The organism is Citrobacter sp. wls613, assembly GCF_005281195.1.
GTDB lineage: Bacteria > Pseudomonadota > Gammaproteobacteria > Enterobacterales > Enterobacteriaceae > Citrobacter > Citrobacter gillenii.
Map to the genome: position 1 here is coordinate 44,576 of NZ_SZXN01000008.1, position 22,215 is coordinate 66,790.

Sequence of the window (22,215 nt, forward strand, 5' to 3'; positions counted from 1 at the left end):
CACCAAACAACCCATTTAAATAACGTTCCAGCGCAATACGCGAGCTGAAGCCGTGTGGAATACCATAATGTTCATGGGTTTCTCCGGCTAAATAAAGCGGGAATTGCTGATAGTGATCGCAGGTTTTAATATCCGTTGACGGATCCGCTAACGAAGAACTTCGTTCTTTTAACGTGGGGTGGATCACTAATGCTGTGCGTCCCATACGCGCTTCACGATTAACATACACATAGTTTTCGCCACGTCGATAACCGTACGCTTTCTGCGTCACTACATCCACGGTAAAGCCTACTTTCTCAAGTACGCGCGCCACCTCATCGGGTCTTAAATACATATATTTTTCCTCGTTATCTTTTACCGCGGGCTTACCTTACCTGATTCAGCATTAGCAACGCTTTCAGAAAAGGCCATAAACGCATGAAGAGAGTGAGGCGGCTATCTTAAGCATGGCGCTGGATCAGGTTATTGCCAGCCGAAGTTGACGGGCGGCCTGCCGGGCCATTTCCACCGACGGGATATTGGTAAATGACAGTAATATACCGCCCTCTCCCGTTGAAGTTATTCGCCATTGGCTTAACGCCTGAACCGCCAGACCAGCCTGATTCGCTTTGCGCACCAACGCCGTATCTTCGCCGCTCACCGATATCACCAGTTGAATTCCGCCTTGCTGAGGTACAACGGTAAAGCCGTATTCCGTCAGCGCACTTTCCATCCACTGACGCCGCTGGGAATAGTGTTGGCGCATTTTTTTCAGGTGCCGCCAGAAATGGCCATCACGAATAAAATCCGCCAGCGTTTGCTGCCATAACAGCGGCACGTTACAAGCCGTCAGCGCCGCCTGGCGGCGAAAGCGCGCGACCTCCGTCACCGGCACCACCAGCCAGGCTGTACGTAAAGCCGGAAATAATGATTTGCTGAAGGTACCGGCATAAATCACCCGCTGCGGCGCATCCAGGCTTTTTAGCGGCGGCAACGGTTTTCCGTGGTAGCGAAACTCGCTGTCGTAGTCATCTTCAATGATCCATGCCCGCGCATGGGCGGCCCACTCCAGCAATTGGTGTCGACGGTCAAGCGAGAGAGCAACGCCCAACGGGCTTTGATGGGCTGGCGTGAGGAGGGCAAAACGCGCCTGCGGGTAGTCGCGGATCCCGGCGCTCACATCCAGACCCTCGCCATCGACCGGGACGGGCAGCAGTTCAACCTGTTCCTGCGTTATAACGGGGCGGATCAGCGGAAAACCGGGATCTTCTACCCACATCCCTGCGCCGGGATTTGCCAGCGCCCGCAGGATTAAGGTCATGGAGGCCGCATAGCCCGAAGTAATAAAAATCTGCTCCGGCAGGCACTCAATACTGCGGGATACGCGCAGATAATCAACGATCGCCTGGCGTAGCAACAGTTCGCCGCTGACATCACCCAAGGCGAGATCGAAACGTGTCTGCGTGCGTAAACGCCGCCCCATCACCCGCGCCCAGACTTCGCGGGGAAAGAGATCGAGCGCCGGTAATCCCATCTGAAAAAGTTGCGGTGTAGGGTTTTCTCCGGCAAAGACCGTTGGTGCAACGGGCGAAGTGTCCAGCCGCAGTTGCTGACTGACAAACGTTCCGGCCTGCCCGCGTCGTTCCAGCCAGCCTTGCGCCACCAGATCTGCGTAGGCGTTTTCCACCGTCGAGCGTGAAACGCCCAGTTCCTGGGACCAGGTGCGGCTGGACGGCAAGCGTGTGCCAGGCTTAAGTTCCCCTTTCTCAATAGCGGTTTTTAACTGACGGGCGATTTGCTGGTAGCGTGGCATTTATGGTCTGCTTTTTTGATAACAATATGGCTCTCTTTAGCAGACCATTATAGTGATACATTGCGGGTCATCCAAACGAGGAGAAATACCATGACGATGTTACGCCAGCCCTATTATGAACTTAGCCCTGAAATCTATAACGCTCTGGTTCAGGCCAGCAAAGCGCTGGAAAACTGCGCGTTGGAGCCTACACTGACGGAGTTGATTTACCTGCGGGTCTCGCAAATCAACGGCTGCGCGTTTTGTCTGGAAATGCACAGTAAAGCCCTGCGTAAGTCTGGCGTAGAACAGGCCAAACTGGATGCGCTGGCAGGATGGCGCGTCAGCCACCATTTCAGTGATCAGGAACGCGCAGCGCTGGCATGGGCCGAATCCGTTACCCACATCGCCTCGACGCACGCCGAAGACGACGTTTATATGCCGCTGCTGAACCATTTTAGCGCCAAAGAAATAAGCGATCTGACGTTTGCCATTAGCCTGATGAACTGCTTTAACCGTCTGGCAGTAGGCATGCGCATGTAATTCTGTGGTGCCGGATGGCGGCGGAAACACCTTATCCGGCAACCCGTAATGCTACATACCCCGCCCTCCGCCACACTCATCTCACGGCCCCTTACCACTCTAAAATCCCATATCTTGTATGGTTGAATCTTTTATAAACTACATCTAGTATTGATTACATCACGACACACACAACCCGACGCCATTATCGCGCCGCTTTTACACCCATAAATGGAAATACGAATCATGCGTATTATTATTTACACTCGCAATAACTGTATTCAGTGCCACGCCACGAAACGGGCGATGGAAGGTCGTGGGCTTGACATCGAGATGATCAATGTCGATCTGGCACCCGAGCTGGCAGAAACCCTGCGCGAGCAGGGGTTTCGCCAATTACCGGTGGTGGTAGCAGGGGAAACCCGCTGGTCAGGATTTCGCCCGGACATGATCAATCGTCTGCGTCCGCAGCCCCATGTGGCCAACACATGAGCACCCTCGTCTACTTCTCCAGCAGCTCTGAAAATACCCATCGTTTTATACAGCGTCTGGGGCTGCCCGCCGTGCGAATTCCGCTTAACGAACGCGAGCGGATCCAGGTAGACGAACCTTACATTTTAGTCGTGCCGTCTTACGGCGGCGGCGGTACGGCAGGCGCGGTCCCGCGACAGGTGATCCGCTTTTTAAACGATCCCCACAATCGGGCGTTAATTCGCGGCGTCATCGCCGCTGGCAATCGTAATTTCGGCGACGCCTACGGCCGCGCGGGTGACGTAATTTCACAAAAATGCGCCGTGCCGTGGCTCTATCGCTTTGAGCTGATGGGGACGCCAGGCGACATCGACAACGTGCGAAAAGGAGTGAGCGAATTTTGGCAACAACAACCGCAGAACGCGTAGTTCAGCCCACGCTGGATTATCACGCACTTAACGCCATGCTGAATCTGTACGATAACGCCGGGCGTATTCAGTTTGAGAAAGACCATCAGGCGGTGGACGCGTTTATGACAAATCACGTGCAGCCCAACTCGGTGGTGTTTGCCAGCCAGGACGCGCGTCTGGATACGCTGGTAAGCGAAGGTTATTACGACGAAAGCGTTTTAACCCGTTACAATCGCGCTTTCGTGGTGAAGCTGTTTGCCCACGCTCACGCCAGCGGGTTTCGCTTCCAGACCTTTCTCGGCGCATGGAAGTATTACACCAGCTATACGCTGAAAACCTTTGACGGTAAACGCTACCTCGAGGATTTTGCCGATCGCGTGACGATGGTGGCGCTGACGCTGGCACAGGGTGATGAGACGCTTGCCCTGCGACTCACCGACGATATGCTCGCCGGGCGTTTTCAGCCCGCCACGCCAACCTTCCTTAATTGCGGCAAAGCCCAGCGCGGCGAGCTGGTCTCCTGCTTCCTGTTACGTATTGAAGACAATATGGAGTCCATTGGTCGGGCGGTAAATTCGGCGCTGCAGCTTTCCAAACGCGGTGGCGGCGTAGCGTTTCTGCTCTCCAGCCTGCGCGAAGCCGGGGCACCGATTAAGCGTATTGAAAACCAGTCTTCCGGGGTGATCCCGGTGATGAAGATGCTGGAAGATGCGTTTTCGTATGCCAACCAACTGGGCGCGCGACAGGGCGCGGGTGCGGTGTATTTGCACGCGCACCACCCGGATATTCTGCGCTTTCTCGATACCAAGCGCGAAAACGCCGATGAAAAAATTCGCATTAAAACGCTGTCACTCGGCGTGGTGATCCCGGATGTTACCTTCCGTCTGGCAAAAGAGAATGCGCAGATGGCGCTGTTCTCCCCCTATGACGTGGAGCGTATTTACGGGAAACCGTTTAGCGACATCGCCGTCAGCGAACGCTATGACGAGTTACTCGCCGACGCACGCGTGCGCAAGCGGTACATTAACGCCCGTGACTTCTTCCAGCGGTTGGCGGAAATCCAGTTTGAGTCCGGCTACCCCTACATCCTGTTTGAAGACACGGTGAACCGCGCCAACCCCATTGCCGGTCGCATCAACATGAGCAACCTGTGCGCGGAAATTTTGCAGGTCAACAGCGCCTCAACCTACGATGAAAACCTCGACTACGCGCAGATTGGACGCGATATCTCCTGCAATCTCGGCTCGCTGAACATTGCCCACACCATGGATTCGCCGGACTTTGGCCGCACCGTTGAAACAGCGGTTCGCGGCTTAACCGCCGTCTCCGACATGAGCCACATCCGCAGCGTTCCGTCGATTGAAGCCGGGAACAGCGCTTCGCACGCGATTGGGCTGGGGCAGATGAACCTGCATGGCTATCTGGCACGCGAAGGTATTGCCTATGGTTCAGCGGAGGGGCTGGATTTCACCAATCTCTATTTCTACACCGTCACCTGGCATGCCCTGCATACCTCCATGTTGCTGGCCAAAGAGCGTGGCCAGACCTTTGCCGGATTCAACCAGTCGCGCTACGCCAGCGGCGAGTATTTTGAACGCTATTTAAGCGGCGACTGGCAGCCAAAAACCGAGAAAGTCCGCGCGCTGTTTGCCACTCGCGGCGTGACGCTGCCGACGCGTGAAATGTGGTCACAGCTGCGTGAGGATGTGATGCGCTACGGTATTTATAACCAGAATTTACAGGCGGTGCCGCCAACCGGCTCCATCTCCTACATCAACCATGCCACCTCAAGTATTCATCCGATTGTGTCTAAGGTGGAGATTCGCAAAGAGGGTAAAACCGGGCGTGTGTATTACCCTGCCCCGTTTATGACCAACGAAAATCTGGCGTTGTATCAGGATGCCTACGAGATTGGCCCACAAAAAATCATCGATACCTACGCCGAGGCAACCAAACACGTCGATCAGGGGCTGTCGCTGACGTTGTTTTTCCCGGACACCGCCACCACCCGCGATATCAACAAAGCGCAAATCTACGCGTGGAAAAAAGGCATCAAAACGCTGTACTACATCCGACTGCGCCAGCTGGCGCTGGAAGGTACTGAAATTGAAGGCTGCGTGTCATGCGCGCTGTAAGGAGAGCAGGATGAAGCTAAACCGCGTGAGCGCCATCAACTGGAACAAAATTGAGGATGATAAAGATCTGGAGGTGTGGAACCGGCTGACCAGTAATTTCTGGTTGCCGGAAAAAGTCCCGCTGTCGAATGATATTCCCGCCTGGCAAACGCTGAGCGTCGCCGAGCAGCAGCTCACCATTCGCGTCTTTACCGGGCTGACGCTGCTCGACACCATTCAGAATATTGCCGGCGCGCCCGCGCTGATGGCGGATGCATTAACCCCACATGAAGAAGCGGTATTGTCAAATATCAGCTTTATGGAAGCGGTGCACGCTCGTTCCTACAGCTCTATTTTCTCCACCCTTTGTCAGACCAAAGATGTGGATGCGGCCTACGCCTGGAGTGAAGAAAATGCCGCGCTGCAACGCAAAGCGCAGATTATTTTGCAGCATTACGCCAGCGATAATCCACTGAAGAAGAAAATTGCCAGCGTATTTCTGGAATCGTTCCTGTTCTATTCCGGCTTCTGGCTGCCGATGTATTTCTCCAGCCGCGGTAAGCTGACCAATACCGCCGATCTCATCCGTCTGATTATTCGTGATGAAGCGGTTCACGGTTATTACATTGGTTATAAATATCAAAAGGGGCTGGAGCATATTTCACTGTCAGCTCGTGAGGAACTGAAGAATTTTGCCCTCGATCTGCTGATGGATTTGTACGATAACGAAGTTCACTACACGGAAGTGTTGTATGCCGAAACCGCCTGGGCCGACGAGGTGAAAGCGTTCCTGTGTTACAACGCCAATAAAGCCTTGATGAACCTGGGTTATGAGGCCCTGTTCCCGGCGGAAATGGCGGATGTCAACCCGGCAATCCTCGCCGCGCTGTCGCCCAACGCCGATGAAAACCATGATTTTTTCTCCGGTTCAGGCTCGTCATACGTGATGGGGAAAGCCGTCGAAACTGAAGACGACGACTGGAATTTCTAGATCTCATTTTCGCGGAAAATACCCTACACTTTTCGCGTTAATATTTTAACGGGATCACATTTTTATCACACAAATATCATTGTGTGATCTACACTCAATATTAGCCGCATTATTCGCCTGAGTTTCAACAATTCAGGCGACTTTTTACTGCCATTTACAAAAAATATCAAAGAAGTTTCATCCACGCTCAGCCCTTATATCACGGGAAATCTCGCCATCTGGCCTTTGGCAATATTCATGCCACAACCAAATTCAGGGTTGTCTCAGATTCTCAGTATGTTAGGGTAGAAAAAGATAACTATTTTCACCAGGTACTATATCGATATAAACAAATAACAGGAATAATTCTATTGCATGGCAATTAAATTAGAAGTTAAAAATCTCTATAAGATATTTGGCGAGCATCCCCAGAGAGCGTTCAAATATATTGAAAAAGGATTTTCAAAAGAGCAGATTCTGGAAAAAACAGGGCTATCGCTTGGCGTTAAAGACGCCAGTCTGGCCATTGAAGAAGGCGAGATATTTGTCATCATGGGATTATCCGGTTCGGGTAAATCCACAATGGTACGCCTTCTCAATCGCCTGATTGAACCCACCCGCGGGCAGGTACTGATTGACGGCGTGGATATCGCCAGGATATCCGATGCCGAGCTTCGCGAGGTGCGCAGAAAAAAGATTGCGATGGTATTCCAGTCCTTTGCCCTGATGCCGCACATGACGGTACTCGACAATACGGCCTTCGGTATGGAGTTAGCCGGTATTGCTGCGGATGAACGTCGTGAAAAAGCGCTGGATGCGCTCCGCCAGGTTGGGCTTGAGAATTACGCTCATGGATACCCGGATGAACTCTCCGGTGGTATGCGCCAGCGTGTCGGTCTCGCCCGCGCATTAGCCATTAACCCTGACATCTTATTAATGGATGAAGCCTTCTCTGCGCTCGATCCTTTAATTCGTACCGAGATGCAGGATGAGTTGGTAAAACTGCAGGCAAAGCATCAGCGAACCGTGGTCTTTATTTCCCACGATCTCGACGAAGCCATGCGCATTGGTGATCGCATCGCTATTATGCAAAATGGTGAAGTGGTGCAGGTCGGTACCCCGGATGAAATCCTGAATAACCCGGCCAATGATTATGTGCGCACCTTCTTCCGTGGTGTTGATATTAGCCAGGTATTCAGCGCGAAAGATATTTCCCGTCGTAGCCCTGAAGGCTTAATTCGCAAAACACCAGGGATTGGCCCACGTTCGGCACTGCAATTATTGCAGGATAAAGATCGTGAATTTGGTTACGTGATTGAACGCGGAAACAAGTTTGTTGGCGTGGTCTCCATCGACTCATTAAAAACCGCCTTACGTCAGGCGCAGGGTATTGAAGCCGCACTGATCGACGAACCGTTAGCCGTAGAGGCGAAAACGCCGCTGAGCGAGCTGCTTTCTCATGTCGGGCAAGCACCGTGCGCGGTACCGGTTGTCGATGAGGAACATCAGTATGTGGGCATTATTTCCAAACGCATGCTGCTACAGGCTTTAGATCGCGAGGGGGCAAACAATGACTGATCAAACAAATCCGTGGGACACGACACCAGCAGCCGATAGCGCTGCACAATCCGCTGATGCCTGGGGCACCGCGTCAAGCGCGCCTGCCGACGGCGGTAGCGCAGACTGGCTGACCAGCGCGCCCGCGCCAGCACCTGAGCATTTCAATATTATGGATCCGTTCCATAAAACACTGATCCCGCTCGATAGCTGGGTCACCGAAGGGATCGACTGGGTGGTGACCCATTTTCGTCCCGTCTTCCAGGGCATTCGTGTCCCGGTAGATTACATTCTCAACGGCTTCCAGCAACTGCTGCTGGGGATGCCTGCGCCGGTGGCGATTTTTCTTTTCGCTTTAATCGCCTGGCAGATTTCTGGCATCGGGATGGGCGTTGCCACGCTGATTTCACTGGTCGCGATTGGCGCGATTGGCGCCTGGTCACAGGCGATGATCACCCTGGCGCTGGTGCTGACCGCGCTGCTGTTCTGTGTGCTAATCGGTTTACCGATGGGGATCTGGCTGGCGCGCAGTCCGCGTGCGGCAAAGATCGTTCGTCCCCTGCTCGATGCCATGCAAACCACGCCTGCGTTCGTCTATCTGGTGCCGATTGTGATGTTATTCGGCATTGGTAACGTGCCGGGCGTCGTGGTGACGATTATCTTCGCCCTGCCACCGATTGTGCGTCTGACCATTCTGGGTATTAACCAGGTGCCAGCCGACCTGATTGAAGCTTCACGCTCCTTTGGTGCCAGCCCGCGTCAGATGCTGTTTAAAGTCCAACTGCCGCTGGCGATGCCCACCATTATGGCGGGGGTTAACCAGACGCTGATGCTGGCGCTTTCCATGGTCGTCATCGCCTCGATGATCGCCGTCGGTGGATTGGGTCAGATGGTACTGCGCGGTATCGGGCGTCTCGATATGGGGCTGGCTACCGTTGGCGGGGTTGGGATTGTGATCCTCGCCATCATTCTGGACCGCCTGACGCAGGCCGTCGGTCGCGACTCGCGCAGCCGGGGTAACCGTCGCTGGTACACCACCGGCCCTGTTGGGCTTATCACCCGCCCTTTCACTAAGTAATTCACCTGTTGCCCGGTGGCGCATGGCTTACCGGGCCTACCATTCATTAGCTTACACAACATCGTTCACGTTGCATCGCGGCGGCAAACGAATGTATCCCAGGAACGTACAAGCAGTACGTGACTGGGGGGCATGAGTGCAGCCAACAAAGAGGCAGCTTGAAGAATGAAGTGTAATAAGGAACAACGATGCGACAGAAAGTAATTATTGCCACAGCGTTTGCCACCCTTGTCTCCACCAGCGCTTTCGCTGCCGACCTGCCGGGCAAAGGCATTACCGTGCAACCAATCCAGAGCACGATCTCTGAAGAATCGTTCCAGACACAGCTGGTCGCTCGTGCGCTGGAAAAACTGGGTTATACCGTCAACAAAGCCAGCGAAGTTGACTACAACGTCGGCTACACCTCTATTGCTTCTGGCGATGCCACCTTTACCGCCGTGAACTGGCAGCCACTGCATGACGACATGTACGCCGCCGCGGGCGGAGACAAAAAGTTTTATCGCGAAGGGGTATTCGTGACGGGGGCTGCACAGGGGTATCTGATCGACAAAAAAACCGCTGAGCAGTACAAAATCACCAATATCGCCCAGTTGAAAGATCCAAAGATTGCCAAAATCTTTGATACCAACGGCGACGGTAAAGCTGACATGATGGGCTGTTCACCCGGCTGGGGCTGCGAAGCGGTCATCAACCACCAGAATAAAGCCTTCGATCTGCAAAAAACGGTCGACGTCAGCCACGGCAACTACGCGGCGATGATGGCTGACACCATCACGCGCTTTAAAGAAGGCAAACCGATTCTCTACTACACCTGGACACCATACTGGGTGAGCGACGTGATGAAGCCGGGCAAAGACGTGGTCTGGCTGCAGGTGCCGTTCTCTTCCCTGCCGGGTGAGCAGAAAGACATTGACACCAAGCTGCCAAACGGCGCGAACTACGGCTTCCCGGTCAACACCATGCATATCGTTGCCAACAAGGCATGGGCAGAGAAAAACCCGGCCGCGGCGAAGCTGTTTGCCATCATCAAGCTGCCACTGGCGGACATCAACGCACAGAACGCGATGATGCATGAGGGCAAAGCTTCCGAAGCCGATGTGCAGGGTCACGTTGACGGTTGGATCAAAGCCCACCAGCAGCAGTTCGACGGCTGGGTAAAAGAAGCATTAGCTGCGCAGAAGTAACCCACTCGTAGGCCTGATAAGCGTAGCGCCATCAGGCACAGTAAGTAACCACACCAATGCCGGATGGTGGCGCAATGCGCCTTATCCGGCACGCATCTCTTCACTCGCCCGAAACCGCACAATCCATCACCTAACAAATCAGCAACATTTATCCACTTCCGTTATGATTGTTTCAGAAATCCATTATTCAGCTGAAAACAATGACAAATTCCTCTCAGGGACTTAGCCGATCGCTGATCCTGCTCATGTCCATCGCCACGGGTCTCGCCGTCGCCAGTAACTATTACGCCCAGCCGCTGCTCGATACCATCGCGCGCAACTTCTCATTATCAGCCAGTACCGCAGGCTTTATCGTCACCGCGGCACAGCTTGGCTACGCCGCGGGCCTGCTGTTTCTGGTGCCGCTTGGCGATATGTTTGAGCGGCGGGGGCTTATCGTGTCCATGACGTTACTCGCCGCTGGCGGCATGTTGATTACCGCCAGCAGCCAGTCGTTGGGCATGCTGATCCTCGGCACGGCACTGACCGGGTTGTTTTCCGTCGTAGCACAAATATTGGTTCCGCTGGCGGCCACACTCGCCACGCCGGAGACACGCGGCAAAGTTGTCGGCACCATTATGAGCGGTCTGCTGTTGGGGATTTTACTGGCTCGTACCGTGGCCGGGCTGTTGGCGAATCTCGGCGGCTGGCGCACGGTGTTTTGGGTCGCCTCGGTGCTGATGGCGCTAATGGCTATCGCGCTATGGCGCGGACTGCCGAAGATGAAATCAGAAACCCATCTCAACTATCCACAGTTGTTAGGCTCGGTCTTCAGCCTGTTTATCCACGATAAACTGCTGCGTACCCGGGCGATGCTGGGCTGCCTGACGTTTGCCAACTTTAGTATTCTCTGGACATCAATGGCATTTTTGCTGGCGGCACCGCCGTTTAACTATTCAGAAGGCATGATTGGCCTGTTTGGCCTGGCCGGTGCCGCCGGTGCGCTCGGCGCTCGTCCTGCTGGTGGATTTGCTGATAAGGGCAAATCCCATCTCACCACGACATTAGGTCTGTTGTTACTGCTGCTCTCCTGGCTGGCAATCTGGTTGGGTCATACGTCAGTACCGATGCTGATAATTGGCATTCTGGTACTGGATCTCACCGTTCAGGGCGTGCATATCACCAACCAGACGGTTATTTACCGCATTCACCCGGATGCGCGTAACCGACTGACCGCCGGCTATATGACCAGCTATTTTATTGGCGGGGCGGCAGGTTCACTGATTTCAGCCTCTGCCTGGCAGCATGCCGGCTGGGCTGGCGTTTGTCTGGCAGGATCGACCGTTGCCGTACTCAACCTGCTGGTCTGGTGGCGAGGTTTTCACCGCCAGGAAGCCGTAAATTAAGCGTATCGCGCGTGTTTGCCGCTGATTGAGCTCCTCAGGGTGTTAAGGAGCTCATCAGTCTGCTAAGGTTATAACTCATTGAGCCAGGTTATTTAAATTTCGGTAATGAAGCCTATAATCCTATGGAAAGCCCTGTTCCCCAGTCAGACCCCAGCCCGGCAACCTTAACGGAAGGATTCAAAGACAGTCTGCCGATCGTCATCAGCTATATTCCGGTCGCCTTTGCATTTGGTCTCAATGCCACGCGTCTGGGCTTTACGCCCGTCGAAAGCGTCTTTTTCTCCTGCATTATCTATGCCGGTGCCAGCCAGTTCGTCATCACTACCATGCTTGCCGCGGGCAGTTCGCTATGGGTCGCCGCACTCACCGTGATGGCCATGGACGTACGCCATGTGTTGTATGGCCCTTCCCTGCGCAGCCGCATCGCCCAACGACTCAGTAAACCTAAAAGCGCAGTGTGGGCCTTTGGCCTCACTGATGAAGTGTTTGCCGCCGCAACGGCGAAGCTGGTGCGGGACAATCGCCGCTGGAGTGAGAACTGGATGATGGGGATCGCACTATGTGCCTGGATTTCCTGGGTATTCGGTACGATTATTGGCGCATTCTCCGGCAGTGGCTTACTGAAGGATTTTCCGGCGGTCGAAGCGGCGCTGGGTTTTATGCTCCCGGCGCTGTTTATGAGTTTTCTGCTCGCGTCATTTCAGCGTAAACAGTCGCTGTGTGTGACCGCGGCACTCGGCGGAGCACTGGCGGGCGTGACGTTTTTTTCTATTCCTGCCGCCATACTCGCTGGCATTGTTTGCGGATGTCTGACGGCGCTTATCCAGTCATTCTGGCAGGGGGCGCCTGATGAGTTATGAGGTTCTGCTGCTTGGCCTGCTGGTTGGCGGCGTCAACTACTGCTTTCGTTATTTACCGCTGCGTCTGGGGGTGGGAAATGTTCGCCCGACAAAACGCGGCGCAACCGGCATTTTACTCGACACCATTGGCATAGCATCAATTTGCGCCCTACTGGTGGTGTCTACCGCACCTGAAGTTATGCACGACGCTCGTCGGTTTGTGCCAACGTTGGTGGGGTTTGTTGTACTGGGCGCAAGCTATTTTAAGACCCGCAGCATCATCATTCCGACATTGCTGAGTGCTCTGGGCTACGGATTAGCCTGGAAAATGTGGGTTGTTTTATAGGTAAAAATAATCATTTTAAATAAATAATACATTTACTTTATTTGTCACTGTCGTTACTATATCGGCTGAAATTAATGAGGTTATACCCAAATGGATAGTTCGTTTACGCCCATTGAACAAATGCTAAAATTTCGCGCCAGCCGCTACGAAGAATTCCCTTACCAGGAAGTTCTTCTGACTCGTCTTTGCATGCACATGCAGGGCAAGCTGCTGGAAAACCGCAATAAAATGCTGAAAGCTCAAGGGATTAACGAGACGTTGTTTATGGCGTTGATTACGCTGGAGTCTCAGGAAAACCACAGTATTCAGCCTTCTGAACTGAGTTGCGCACTGGGTTCGTCGCGGACTAACGCCACGCGTATCGCGGATGAGTTAGAAAAACGTGGCTGGATCGAGCGTCGCGAAAGCGATAACGATCGCCGCTGCCTGCATCTACAGTTGACCGAGAAAGGCCATGCATTCTTGCAAGAGGTGTTACCGCCTCAGCATAACTGTCTGCATCAGCTCTGGTCATCTCTTAGCACCACAGAAAAAGATCAGCTTGAGCACATCACCCGCAAGCTTCTGACCCGTCTTGATCAGATGGAACAGGATGGCACGGTACTCGACGCGCTGCGTTAACGCGCCGACACGCTCAAAAATCCAGATTGATAAATGAAAAACCGACAGGCCAGCAGGTCACCCTGCTGGCCTTTCTGATAAACAGGTCGGCTCAGCCGATGTGAAAAAAAATAAGATCGTGGAGAACAACATGAGCGCAAATGCGGAGACTCAAACCCCGCAGCAACCGGTCAAGAAGAATGGCAAACGTAAAAGTATGCTGCTGCTTCTGACCTTGCTCTTTATTATCATTGCCGTGGCATATGGGATTTATTGGTTTTTAGTACTGCGTCATGTCGAAGAGACAGACGATGCGTACGTGGCAGGGAACCAGGTTCAAATCATGGCGCAGGTATCAGGCAGCGTGACGAAAGTCTGGGCTGATAACACTGACTATGTCAAACAAGGCGACGTGCTGGTGACCCTCGACCAGACGGACGCTAAGCAGGCGCTTGAAAAAGCCAAGACCGCGCTGGCCTCCAGCGTGCGCCAGACGCACCAGTTGATGATCAACAGCAAGCAGCTTCAGGCCAGCATTGAGGTGCAGAAAACCGCCCTGGCGCAGGCACAAAGCGACTTTAATCGCCGCGTCCCGTTGGGAAATGCTAACCTGATCGGCCGCGAAGAACTGCAACATGCGCGTGATGCCGTTGCCAGCGCGCAGGCTCAGCTTGATGTCGCAATACAGCAATACAATGCCAACCAGGCGATGATCCTCGGCAGTAAGCTTGAAGACCAGCCTGCCGTGCAACAAGCGGCCACCGAAGTGCGTAATGCCTGGCTGGCGCTGGAACGTACCAAAATTGTTAGCCCGATGACCGGCTACGTGTCCCGTCGTGCCGTGCAACCAGGCGCGCAGATTAGCCCAACCACACCGCTGATGGCCGTTGTCCCTGCCACCAACCTGTGGGTGGACGCCAACTTCAAAGAAACCCAGCTTGCGCATATGCGCATCGGCCAACCGGCAACGGTGATCAGTGATATTTACGGCGATGACGTGAAATACACCGGTAAGGTTGTCGGCCTCGATATGGGGACCGGTAGCGCCTTCTCGCTGCTGCCAGCACAGAACGCAACCGGTAACTGGATCAAAGTCGTCCAGCGTCTGCCCGTGCGTATAGAACTGGATGCCCAGCAGTTAGCGCAACATCCACTGCGTATTGGCCTGTCTACGCTGGTAACGGTCGATACCCAAAATCGTGACGGACAGATTCTGGCAAGCCAGGTGCGTACTACGCCGGTTGCAGAAAGTAATGCTCGAGAAATCAACCTTGCTCCGGTCAATAAAATGATCGAAGAGATCGTGCGGGCCAACGCGGGCTAATTCAAAGGTGCGTGTGATGCAACAGCAAAAACCGCTGGAAGGCGCGCAGCTCGTCATTATGACGATCGCGTTGTCACTGGCGACATTCATGCAGGTGCTGGACTCCACCATTGCTAACGTGGCGATCCCCACTATTGCCGGGAACCTTGGCTCTTCATTGAGCCAGGGGACCTGGGTGATCACCTCTTTCGGGGTGGCGAATGCTATCTCCATTCCGATCACCGGCTGGCTGGCCAAACGCTTTGGCGAAGTAAAGCTGTTCATGTGGTCCACCATCGGCTTTGTCATTGCGTCCTGGGCGTGTGGGATGTCCAACAGCCTGACAATGCTGATTTTCTTCCGCGTGATTCAGGGGATTGTCGCCGGTCCATTAATTCCGCTTTCACAAAGCCTGTTACTGAATAACTATCCGCCCGCCAAACGGTCTATCGCCCTCGCGCTGTGGTCGATGACGGTGATTGTCGCCCCTATTTGTGGCCCGATTCTCGGAGGCTATATCAGCGACAACTATCACTGGGGCTGGATATTCTTCATTAACGTGCCGATCGGGGCGGTGGTGGTGTTGATGACGCTACAAACCCTGCGCGGCCGGGAAACCCGTACCGAACAGCGACGTATTGACGCTATTGGTCTGGCACTGCTGGTTGTTGGTATCGGCAGTTTGCAGATTATGCTCGATCGCGGTAAAGAGCTGGACTGGTTCGCCTCGCAGGAGATAATTATCCTGACGGTCGTCGCCGTGGTAGCCATTAGCTTCCTGATTGTCTGGGAGCTTACCGACGATAACCCGATTGTCGATCTCTCGCTGTTTAAGTCGCGAAACTTTACCATCGGCTGCCTGTGTATCAGCCTGGCCTATATGCTCTACTTCGGCGCTATCGTCCTGCTGCCGCAGTTGTTGCAGGAGGTCTACGGATATACAGCGACCTGGGCAGGCCTGGCCTCCGCACCGGTGGGGATAATTCCGGTGATCCTGTCGCCGATTATTGGTCGTTTCGCCCACAAGCTGGATATGCGTCGGCTGGTCACGTTTAGTTTTATTATGTATGCCGTCTGTTTCTACTGGCGCGCGTGGACGTTCGAACCCGGTATGGATTTTGGCGCATCGGCCTGGCCGCAATTTATTCAGGGGTTCGCCGTAGCCTGCTTCTTTATGCCACTGACCACCATCACGCTGTCTGGCTTACCGCCTGAGCGTCTGGCAGCGGCGTCAAGCTTGTCTAACTTTACGCGAACGCTGGCAGGCTCAATCGGCACATCGATTACCACAACGATGTGGACTAGCCGTGAGTCGCTACATCACGCGCAGTTGACGGAGTCAGTAAACCCCTACAATCCTAATGCACAGGCGATGTATAGCCAGTTGCAGGATCTTGGGATGACCCAGCAGCAGGCCTCCGGCTGGCTAGCGCAGCAAATTACCAACCAGGGGCTGATAATTTCCGCCAACGAAATCTTCTGGATGTCGGCGGGGATATTCATCCTACTGCTCAGCCTGGTGTGGTTCGCCAAACCGCCATTCGGTGCGGGCGGCGGCGGCGGTGGAGCGCACTAACTCAATGTTTAAAGGGATCTGCGGATCCCTTTTTATTACATACCAGATTGCTAATCCGTTACCTGTCTGAACTCAAGCCAGTCGATCACCATGCCCGGTTTGGTCGCCTCAAACTGCAACAGATAGTTACCCGCCGTCATATCGATGCGGCATAGCTTCTGCGTAATCTGCTTCCCCAGCGCCCCGTGGGTCTGGATCGTGGCGACCACGCAGCCATTGAGCAGTAAGTTGCATCCAGTCTGGGCTAACGCCAGCCCCGCCGATGACGCGCTGAGCAGCAGATCGTAGGTCGCATCCTTCTCAAGGCTAATCACCCTCTCTCCGCTGTAGCGCAGCCGTGATACCGACGCTACCTTGATAGCTCCCCTATCCGCCAGCATAGCATCCGCATGGAATTTAGCCCTGGTTACCCGCGGCACGTCTCCCCGTTTAGCTACCTGCGTAGACAGGAGAAAACTCAGAATATTGCGGGCACAACGTTGCAGTTCCCCCAGCGTCAGCGTTCCGTCCTCCAGCGCTGAGAGCGTATTGTCATCACCGGCATTAATCTCCGCACCGTTGTTATTGACCACCATATAGAGGTCATTTTGTGCGCGGATCATCGCCGCCGTGTTGTTAACACTCGCCTCCCCCGCAGTGACAGGATCGTTCATTTTTGCCCACCAGTCCGTCATCACAATGCCCTGAAATCCCCAATCGTCGCGTAATATTGTCGTGTTCAGGCAATAATTCGCAGCAGACCAGTGCGCATTGACGGGGTTATAGGCGGTCATCACCGCACTCGCGCCACCGTGTTTGACGGCATATTCAAATCCCTTCAGATAGATTTCACGTAACGCCCTGGCCGAGACCACCGCATCAACCTGGGCGCGGGAAAACTCCTGACTGTTACAGGCAAAATGTTTCAGCGTCGCAATGCCCCCGCCAGCGCGAATACCTCGCGCCATCGCAGCAGCCATCATGCCTGTCACTAAAGGGTCCTCCGAATAATATTCAAAGTTGCGCCCGTTCAGTGGATGACGGTGAATATTCAGACCCGGCCCCAGCAGAACATCAATGTGATTTTGCTGTAGCTCCTTTCCTTCCATCATATACAGGCGCTCAACCAGCACCGGATCCCATGTGCAGGCCAGCAACGTCCCACTGGGAAGCAACGTGGCTTTTGCGCCATTATCCATGCGGATACCCGATGGACCATCCGCCGTAGACGCCACGGGTATCCCTTTTTCTCGCAGACTGTCGGTCACTCCGCCAAATGCAGATGCCACGCCGGGCGTCACTTTGAGACTACACATCCCCTCTCCGCGCACCAGACAGGCCAATTCCTCCACGGAAAGCTGGGCCAGAAATGTCTCCAGACAACGATGGCCTTGCACAACATCGCTGAAATGGATGCCTTTGTTGCCGGTCAACGGCTGCGCGGGAGGTAAACGCGACAAGATACGATCGCGTAAGGAGAAAGAGCGGCGCGGCGTGTCCTCCCATGCCTCTAACCAGCTCCCCTGTTGATGACGACCAGGCCGTAGGCGGGAGAACGCCACGCTGGGCGCCAGCGCCTGTTCATGGCGGGAGAAAACCTGGACGGATGGCACGATGAGCTCTTCACGCCCCGCGAAGCTAACCGGCTGGAGGTCACGCACGCTGTTACCGACGAACAAACAATACCCGCCCGCTTCCAGTAACCAACAGTGCGGATGACCGCTATCCCCGCTGTCATCCCACGATGTCAGACGCTCGCCAGGGATCGCCAGATCAATAATTTCACGCTCTCCCGGTTGCAGGAGATGGGTTTTACCAAAGGCAACCAGCACGCGCGAGGGCTTACCCAGCGCGCCTTGCGGTGCTTGCAGATAGACTTGAACAACCTCACTCCCCGCCCAGGTTTCGCCCGTATTCTGCACCGCAACGCTTAATTGAAAGCTGAGGGGATCGGTAATCACCTCCGCAGAGATAACCTCAAGGGTAAATGACGTATAGGAAAGCCCAAAGCCAAAGGGATACTGCACGCGCTGAGGGCAAAACGTTTCGAAATAACGATAACCGACATAAATATCTTCCTGATAAATATTCTGTCTGTCGCTTCCCCAGCAGGAGGCAGAGGGGTAATCCTCCAGTGAGTACGCAATACTGTCGGTCAGTTTTCCGCAGGGCGTGATCTCGCCGCACAATAACGCGGCGACGGCCTGTGCGCCAAACGCACCACCGTGCCAGGCGCATAGTATCGCCCCAATTCGCCCGCGTAATTCCGGGGTCTCAACCCACGACATGTCGATAATAGAAGAAATATTGAGTACGACTATCACATCGTTAAAGTGACGACAGACGCAGGCCAGCAGAGAAAATTCGTCAGGGGTCAGTCGATATCCGCCAGCAACATCGGCATTGTCTTTATCTTCTCCAGCGGTTCGACCAATAACCACAACGGCCTTTTGCGATATCGTCTTCGCCTGCGCCACTTCGCCTTCCTGCAGCGGCATCTCTTGTTGAAACCAGGGTTCCTGTGCCCAACCGCCGCCGCCGTTATCAAACGGATTTTCACCGACCCATTGCTCATACTTCTGCGCCAGCACGGGGTTTAACCGTGCAGAACAGCGTTCGCGCAAAGCCTGTAGTAAGTGACATTGCGCGACAACGTTAACGGCCCCGCCCGACCCTGTCCCACTGCGGTAATAATCAATCTGCGTGCGCCCAAACAGCGCAATAGTATCCTCAGGGCGCAGGGGAAGCACCGCATGATCATTTTTAAGTAGTACCGCCCCTTGTGCCGCAACAATCGTGGCAAACTCGCTAAACCCGTCAAGCGGTTTACCCATAAAATTCAAATGCATAATTGAGAAGCCCTGTGTCCATTGCCTTATTCTGTACTGAAATAAAACAAGGCCCATCGTTGATGGGCCTTGTGATTATCAGAAGTAATATTTGAATCTCAGACGTCCGCCGTAACGCGCATCTTCGCTGCTGTCGCCGTTATGTGGATCGGCCTCGACCCATGAGGCATAGGCACCGAGATAGATATTAAAGTTTTTCATATCCATCACGTTGGGGAATAAATATGAAGCATGGATGGTGTGGATATCATAATTGCCTGGATCGGTGATCCAGCAGTCATCTTCACACACGGCATCAATATTGGTCGCGTTGAACGCTTCAATTTTGTTATGCGCATAGATGTAACCCAGTTCAAAGCGATGCCATAACGCATTCACCCCGGCAGTAAAGTCGGTTTCATCAGTCGCATCCATATACGCCGTGTTGAGGTTAATGACAGCCCCCTCTTCTGGATCGGTTTTTTGTCCGTTCCAGGTCATGGTAAAACCATACCCCGTACGATCTGACTGATCGATCCACTTGCCGTTATCGTAATAACCATAGGCGTTATTCACGACATTACTTTCCATCGCCAGCGCCGTGGAGAAGCGGCCATTTTGCCAGGCGATAACCGGTCGAACATAGGCCACATTTTTATCGCTGGTTAAATCCATGCCGTGATACTGCTTCTCGGAGAACAACGTACTGCCATTTTCCAGCAGCGTATTCACTTCAAAATACCAGTTATCGATGGTTTTACTCAGCAGGAAGTTACCGCCACTGTCGCTACGTCCACGCCCCTCTTTCATCATATAGATGTAGCCGTAGCCGTCACTGTAGAGGTCATTCGCCGTATTCCCCGAATACTCAACAAAGGTATCCTGATTCAGCGGGAACATATCATAGGCTTCAAAGCGCCCGACCTTAATTTTCCAGTCGTTCTCACGCCCAAAGAAGAAGACCGCATCATCGAGATTCATTTTGCCGGTCAGATCAGCCAGCGGTTGGACCGAGAAACCGGCAAAGTTACCGTTGTTCAGCCGCTGGTAGCCATCAAATCCCAGTAGCAGACGTCCGTTGATATCCCAGCGCTCATTGGTTCCCGGCGCCCAGTCTTTGTTGGCGGAGGTGCGCATTGATGTCAGGCTACCGGAACGACTGGCAGCATCCATATTAAACTCCACATCACCGTAGAATTTAATATCGCTGAATCCGGATAACGTCAGTTTTGGTGGGTTAGCGCCTGCTGCGACGGGTTCGGCTGATTCAACTTTCACCGTAGGTGCTGCCGCTACCTGTTGTTGCTGTAGCGACTGAACCTGCGACTCGGCGTCAGTTGCCCGCTGTTCTGCGCGAATAACACGCTGCTCCAGTTCAGCAAGGCGTTGCTCAATGCTACTATTATTTGCAGCCCACAGGTTTTGAGATAAGCAAGCACCGATCATCAGCGCCAAATATTTCGCTTTCATTATTCATCCCTAAAGTTTGATGTATACCAGATGAGATGTCGTAAACATCTCATCCTCCTGCTATTACAATATTTTGGTTATTATCAGGAATGCGCAAACTTACCGCTTTTAAGGTCGGTGACAATGCCATTCATTCTTGCTTCTGTTAATCCATAGAATTTAATAGAGAATGCCGTCAGAATATAAAATATTGCAGGAATAATGGTGAATAATAACGTAACGCCCTGTACGGCAGACGCGGACTGCACAGCACTACCTGAGGCATAATCAAATGCTGCGAGTACCCAACCCAAAATAGCACCACCAACGGCAACACCCAATTTGATGACAAAAATATTTGCTGCGACGTTCATTCCGGTAATTCGACGGTGCGTTTTCCATTCACCGTAATTATTCGCATCGGTAATCATCGACCATTGCAGAGCACCATTACCGCCCTGAATAATGGAAATAATAATATGAACTGCAAGCACAACTATCCAATACTGAACCGGCACAAAGAAGCACAGCACACCAAATACGGCTGTGAGTAAGTTAACCCAAAAAGAGAGTTTGATTTTACAGAACCGGGTACCAAAGGGTTTAGCAAGTATCGACCCCAGCATTGAGGCAAACATGCTAGCCAGCATAAAGACGGTAATAATATCAGCACCTTTGTTCAGCACCGTGTTAACGTAGTAAACCACCGCTCCACCGCGCAGCACCACCGCAACCAGCATCATAAAGTTATAAACAGATAAAATTCGCCACTGTTCATTCTTGAATAAAATTTTTACATCACGGGTAATATTGAGGTTTTCCTCTTTGATCGGCTGCACACGTTCTTTGGTGGTTAAAAAACAGATGATAAACATCAGACAACCAATGACGCCGAAGATAGCCATTGAAACCTGAATCCCCGTCGCTCTATCACCAGGATAGAGATAATCTGCCAGCGGTAAAATTAACGCTGTTCCCAGCGCACCGCCGATTGGCGTAATCGCAAAACGCCATGACTGCAAGGACAGGTTTTCACGCGGGTCGGACGTCAGCGCAGCACCCAGTGAGCAGTAAGGAATATTAATGGCTGTATACATCAGCGTCATAAAGATATATGCCGCCACCGCATAGACCACTTTTCCACTGTCGGAAAAATCAGGAATGGAATAAACCAGCACACAGCTGACGGCAAAGGGTACACAAATCGCCAGTAGCCATGGGCGAAAACGTCCCCAGCGCGTGGAGGTTGCATCGGCAATCGCCCCCATAATGGGATCGGTAATCGCATCCAGCAAGCGGACCAGTAAAAACATCGTTCCCATTACCGCAGGCGGTAAACCATAAATATCAGTATAAAAATACGCAAGAATTGCCACCGAAGAGTCAAAAACGATGTGGCTGGCCGCGTCACCCAGACTGTACCCCACCTTTTCCCTGATCGATATCTTGTCCCCTGTAGACATACAAACTCCTTTGCCAATACAAAAATGTAACCGGTTTCTGTCGTAGGGTATTTTTAAAACATCTTATCTGGCCTAATCCATTATGTTTTTCTGTTAACTGTTTATGTTTTTTTCTTTATGTGATCGCAGCGAGGTAGGTTTACTTATTGGCCCTTATTTTTGTTTCTTCGCTCACGTTTTATTCGTTGCGAACTTGTTAGTTATTAACACAAAATAATATTCACCAAACAAATGTAATATAAATATTTTATGGCTAAGGGAAAATGATAATAAAAAACCCCGGTTGCAGGCCGGGGTTTTCGAATAACAGGAAAACGTAATAAACCAGACTAAATATGGGTAATGACTCCAACTTACTGATAGTGTTTTA

At 52.9% G+C, this 22,215-nt stretch carries 19 protein-coding genes; 14 read left to right on the top strand and 5 right to left on the bottom strand.

Annotated features, from left to right (window positions below; all coding sequences use genetic code 11):
• Nucleotides 1-334 (bottom strand): DUF2002 family protein (locus tag FDX01_RS01305; RefSeq protein WP_137399112.1); only part of this gene is annotated, 334 nt, incomplete at its 3' end.
• Nucleotides 335-457: 123 nt separating this feature from the next.
• Nucleotides 458-1,792 carry a PLP-dependent aminotransferase family protein gene (locus tag FDX01_RS01310; RefSeq protein ID WP_137399104.1) on the bottom strand — a complete coding sequence of 445 codons (1,335 nt, stop codon included), beginning with the start codon at nt 1,790-1,792 and terminating at the stop codon, nt 458-460.
• A gap of 90 nt (nt 1,793-1,882) precedes the next feature.
• Between FDX01_RS01310 and FDX01_RS01315 the strand changes: the two genes are divergently transcribed.
• The 14 genes from FDX01_RS01315 to emrB all read left to right on the top strand — a co-directional run bounded on the left by FDX01_RS01315 (nt 1,883) and on the right by emrB (nt 16,126).
• Complete coding sequence (locus FDX01_RS01315; protein WP_096756008.1) at nt 1,883-2,314, top strand: carboxymuconolactone decarboxylase family protein; 432 nt, start codon at nt 1,883-1,885, stop codon at nt 2,312-2,314.
• A gap of 225 nt (nt 2,315-2,539) precedes the next feature.
• On the top strand, nt 2,540-2,785 hold the full coding sequence (gene nrdH, locus FDX01_RS01320; protein ID WP_135911538.1) for a glutaredoxin-like protein NrdH: 246 nt from the start codon (nt 2,540-2,542) through the stop codon (nt 2,783-2,785).
• Nucleotides 2,782-3,192, top strand: coding sequence for a class Ib ribonucleoside-diphosphate reductase assembly flavoprotein NrdI (nrdI, locus tag FDX01_RS01325; protein WP_135911537.1), 411 nt, complete (start codon nt 2,782-2,784; stop codon nt 3,190-3,192). The genes nrdH and nrdI overlap by 4 nt, the downstream gene beginning before the upstream one ends.
• The gene (nrdE, locus tag FDX01_RS01330; protein WP_137399105.1) at nt 3,165-5,309 is read left to right on the top strand and encodes a class 1b ribonucleoside-diphosphate reductase subunit alpha; all 2,145 of its coding nucleotides are present in this window, start codon (nt 3,165-3,167) and stop codon (nt 5,307-5,309) included. The genes nrdI and nrdE overlap by 28 nt, the downstream gene beginning before the upstream one ends.
• A 10-nt stretch (nt 5,310-5,319) precedes the next feature.
• Nucleotides 5,320-6,279 carry a class 1b ribonucleoside-diphosphate reductase subunit beta gene (gene nrdF / locus FDX01_RS01335; protein ID WP_117343194.1) on the top strand — a complete coding sequence of 320 codons (960 nt, stop codon included), beginning with the start codon at nt 5,320-5,322 and terminating at the stop codon, nt 6,277-6,279.
• Between the two features lie 354 nt (nt 6,280-6,633).
• Nucleotides 6,634-7,836, top strand: a complete 1,203-nt coding sequence (gene proV, locus FDX01_RS01340; protein WP_096756003.1) for a glycine betaine/L-proline ABC transporter ATP-binding protein ProV — start codon at nt 6,634-6,636, stop codon at nt 7,834-7,836.
• Nucleotides 7,829-8,893, top strand: coding sequence for a glycine betaine/L-proline ABC transporter permease ProW (gene proW, locus FDX01_RS01345; protein WP_137399106.1), 1,065 nt, complete (start codon nt 7,829-7,831; stop codon nt 8,891-8,893). Before proV ends, proW begins: the two co-directional genes overlap by 8 nt.
• Before the next feature lie 188 nt (nt 8,894-9,081).
• The gene (gene proX / locus FDX01_RS01350; protein ID WP_137399107.1) at nt 9,082-10,077 is read left to right on the top strand and encodes a glycine betaine/L-proline ABC transporter substrate-binding protein ProX; all 996 of its coding nucleotides are present in this window, start codon (nt 9,082-9,084) and stop codon (nt 10,075-10,077) included.
• Nucleotides 10,078-10,277: 200 nt separating this feature from the next.
• Entirely contained in the window at nt 10,278-11,462 is a 1,185-nt protein-coding gene (locus FDX01_RS01355; RefSeq protein WP_115259904.1) for an MFS transporter, read from the top strand.
• 122 nt (nt 11,463-11,584) lie between these two features.
• Complete coding sequence (locus FDX01_RS01360) at nt 11,585-12,322, top strand: AzlC family ABC transporter permease (RefSeq protein ID WP_115257649.1); 738 nt, start codon at nt 11,585-11,587, stop codon at nt 12,320-12,322.
• Complete coding sequence (ygaH, locus tag FDX01_RS01365; protein ID WP_096755999.1) at nt 12,312-12,647, top strand: L-valine transporter subunit YgaH; 336 nt, start codon at nt 12,312-12,314, stop codon at nt 12,645-12,647. Before FDX01_RS01360 ends, ygaH begins: the two co-directional genes overlap by 11 nt.
• Nucleotides 12,648-12,737: 90 nt before the next feature.
• Nucleotides 12,738-13,268 (top strand): transcriptional repressor MprA, encoded by a 531-nt coding sequence (gene mprA, locus FDX01_RS01370; protein WP_096755998.1) that lies wholly within the window; start codon nt 12,738-12,740, stop codon nt 13,266-13,268.
• Nucleotides 13,269-13,398: 130 nt separating this feature from the next.
• Entirely contained in the window at nt 13,399-14,571 is a 1,173-nt protein-coding gene (gene emrA, locus FDX01_RS01375) for a multidrug efflux MFS transporter periplasmic adaptor subunit EmrA (protein WP_096755997.1), read from the top strand.
• A gap of 16 nt (nt 14,572-14,587) precedes the next feature.
• Nucleotides 14,588-16,126, top strand: a complete 1,539-nt coding sequence (emrB, locus tag FDX01_RS01380; protein WP_115257648.1) for a multidrug efflux MFS transporter permease subunit EmrB — start codon at nt 14,588-14,590, stop codon at nt 16,124-16,126.
• Between the two features lie 50 nt (nt 16,127-16,176).
• Here emrB and FDX01_RS01385 read toward each other — a convergent pair whose 3' ends face one another.
• From FDX01_RS01385 to FDX01_RS01395, 3 genes are all read right to left on the bottom strand, one after another.
• Complete coding sequence (locus FDX01_RS01385; protein ID WP_137399108.1) at nt 16,177-18,954, bottom strand: glycoside hydrolase family 3 protein; 2,778 nt, start codon at nt 18,952-18,954, stop codon at nt 16,177-16,179.
• Nucleotides 18,955-19,032: 78 nt separating this feature from the next.
• Complete coding sequence (locus tag FDX01_RS01390; RefSeq protein ID WP_137399109.1) at nt 19,033-20,403, bottom strand: carbohydrate porin; 1,371 nt, start codon at nt 20,401-20,403, stop codon at nt 19,033-19,035.
• Between the two features lie 83 nt (nt 20,404-20,486).
• Nucleotides 20,487-21,845: a glycoside-pentoside-hexuronide (GPH):cation symporter gene (locus FDX01_RS01395; RefSeq protein WP_137399110.1), complete on the bottom strand. Its 1,359-nt coding sequence runs from the start codon at nt 21,843-21,845 to the stop codon at nt 20,487-20,489.
• Nucleotides 21,846-22,215: the final 370 nt, after the last annotated feature.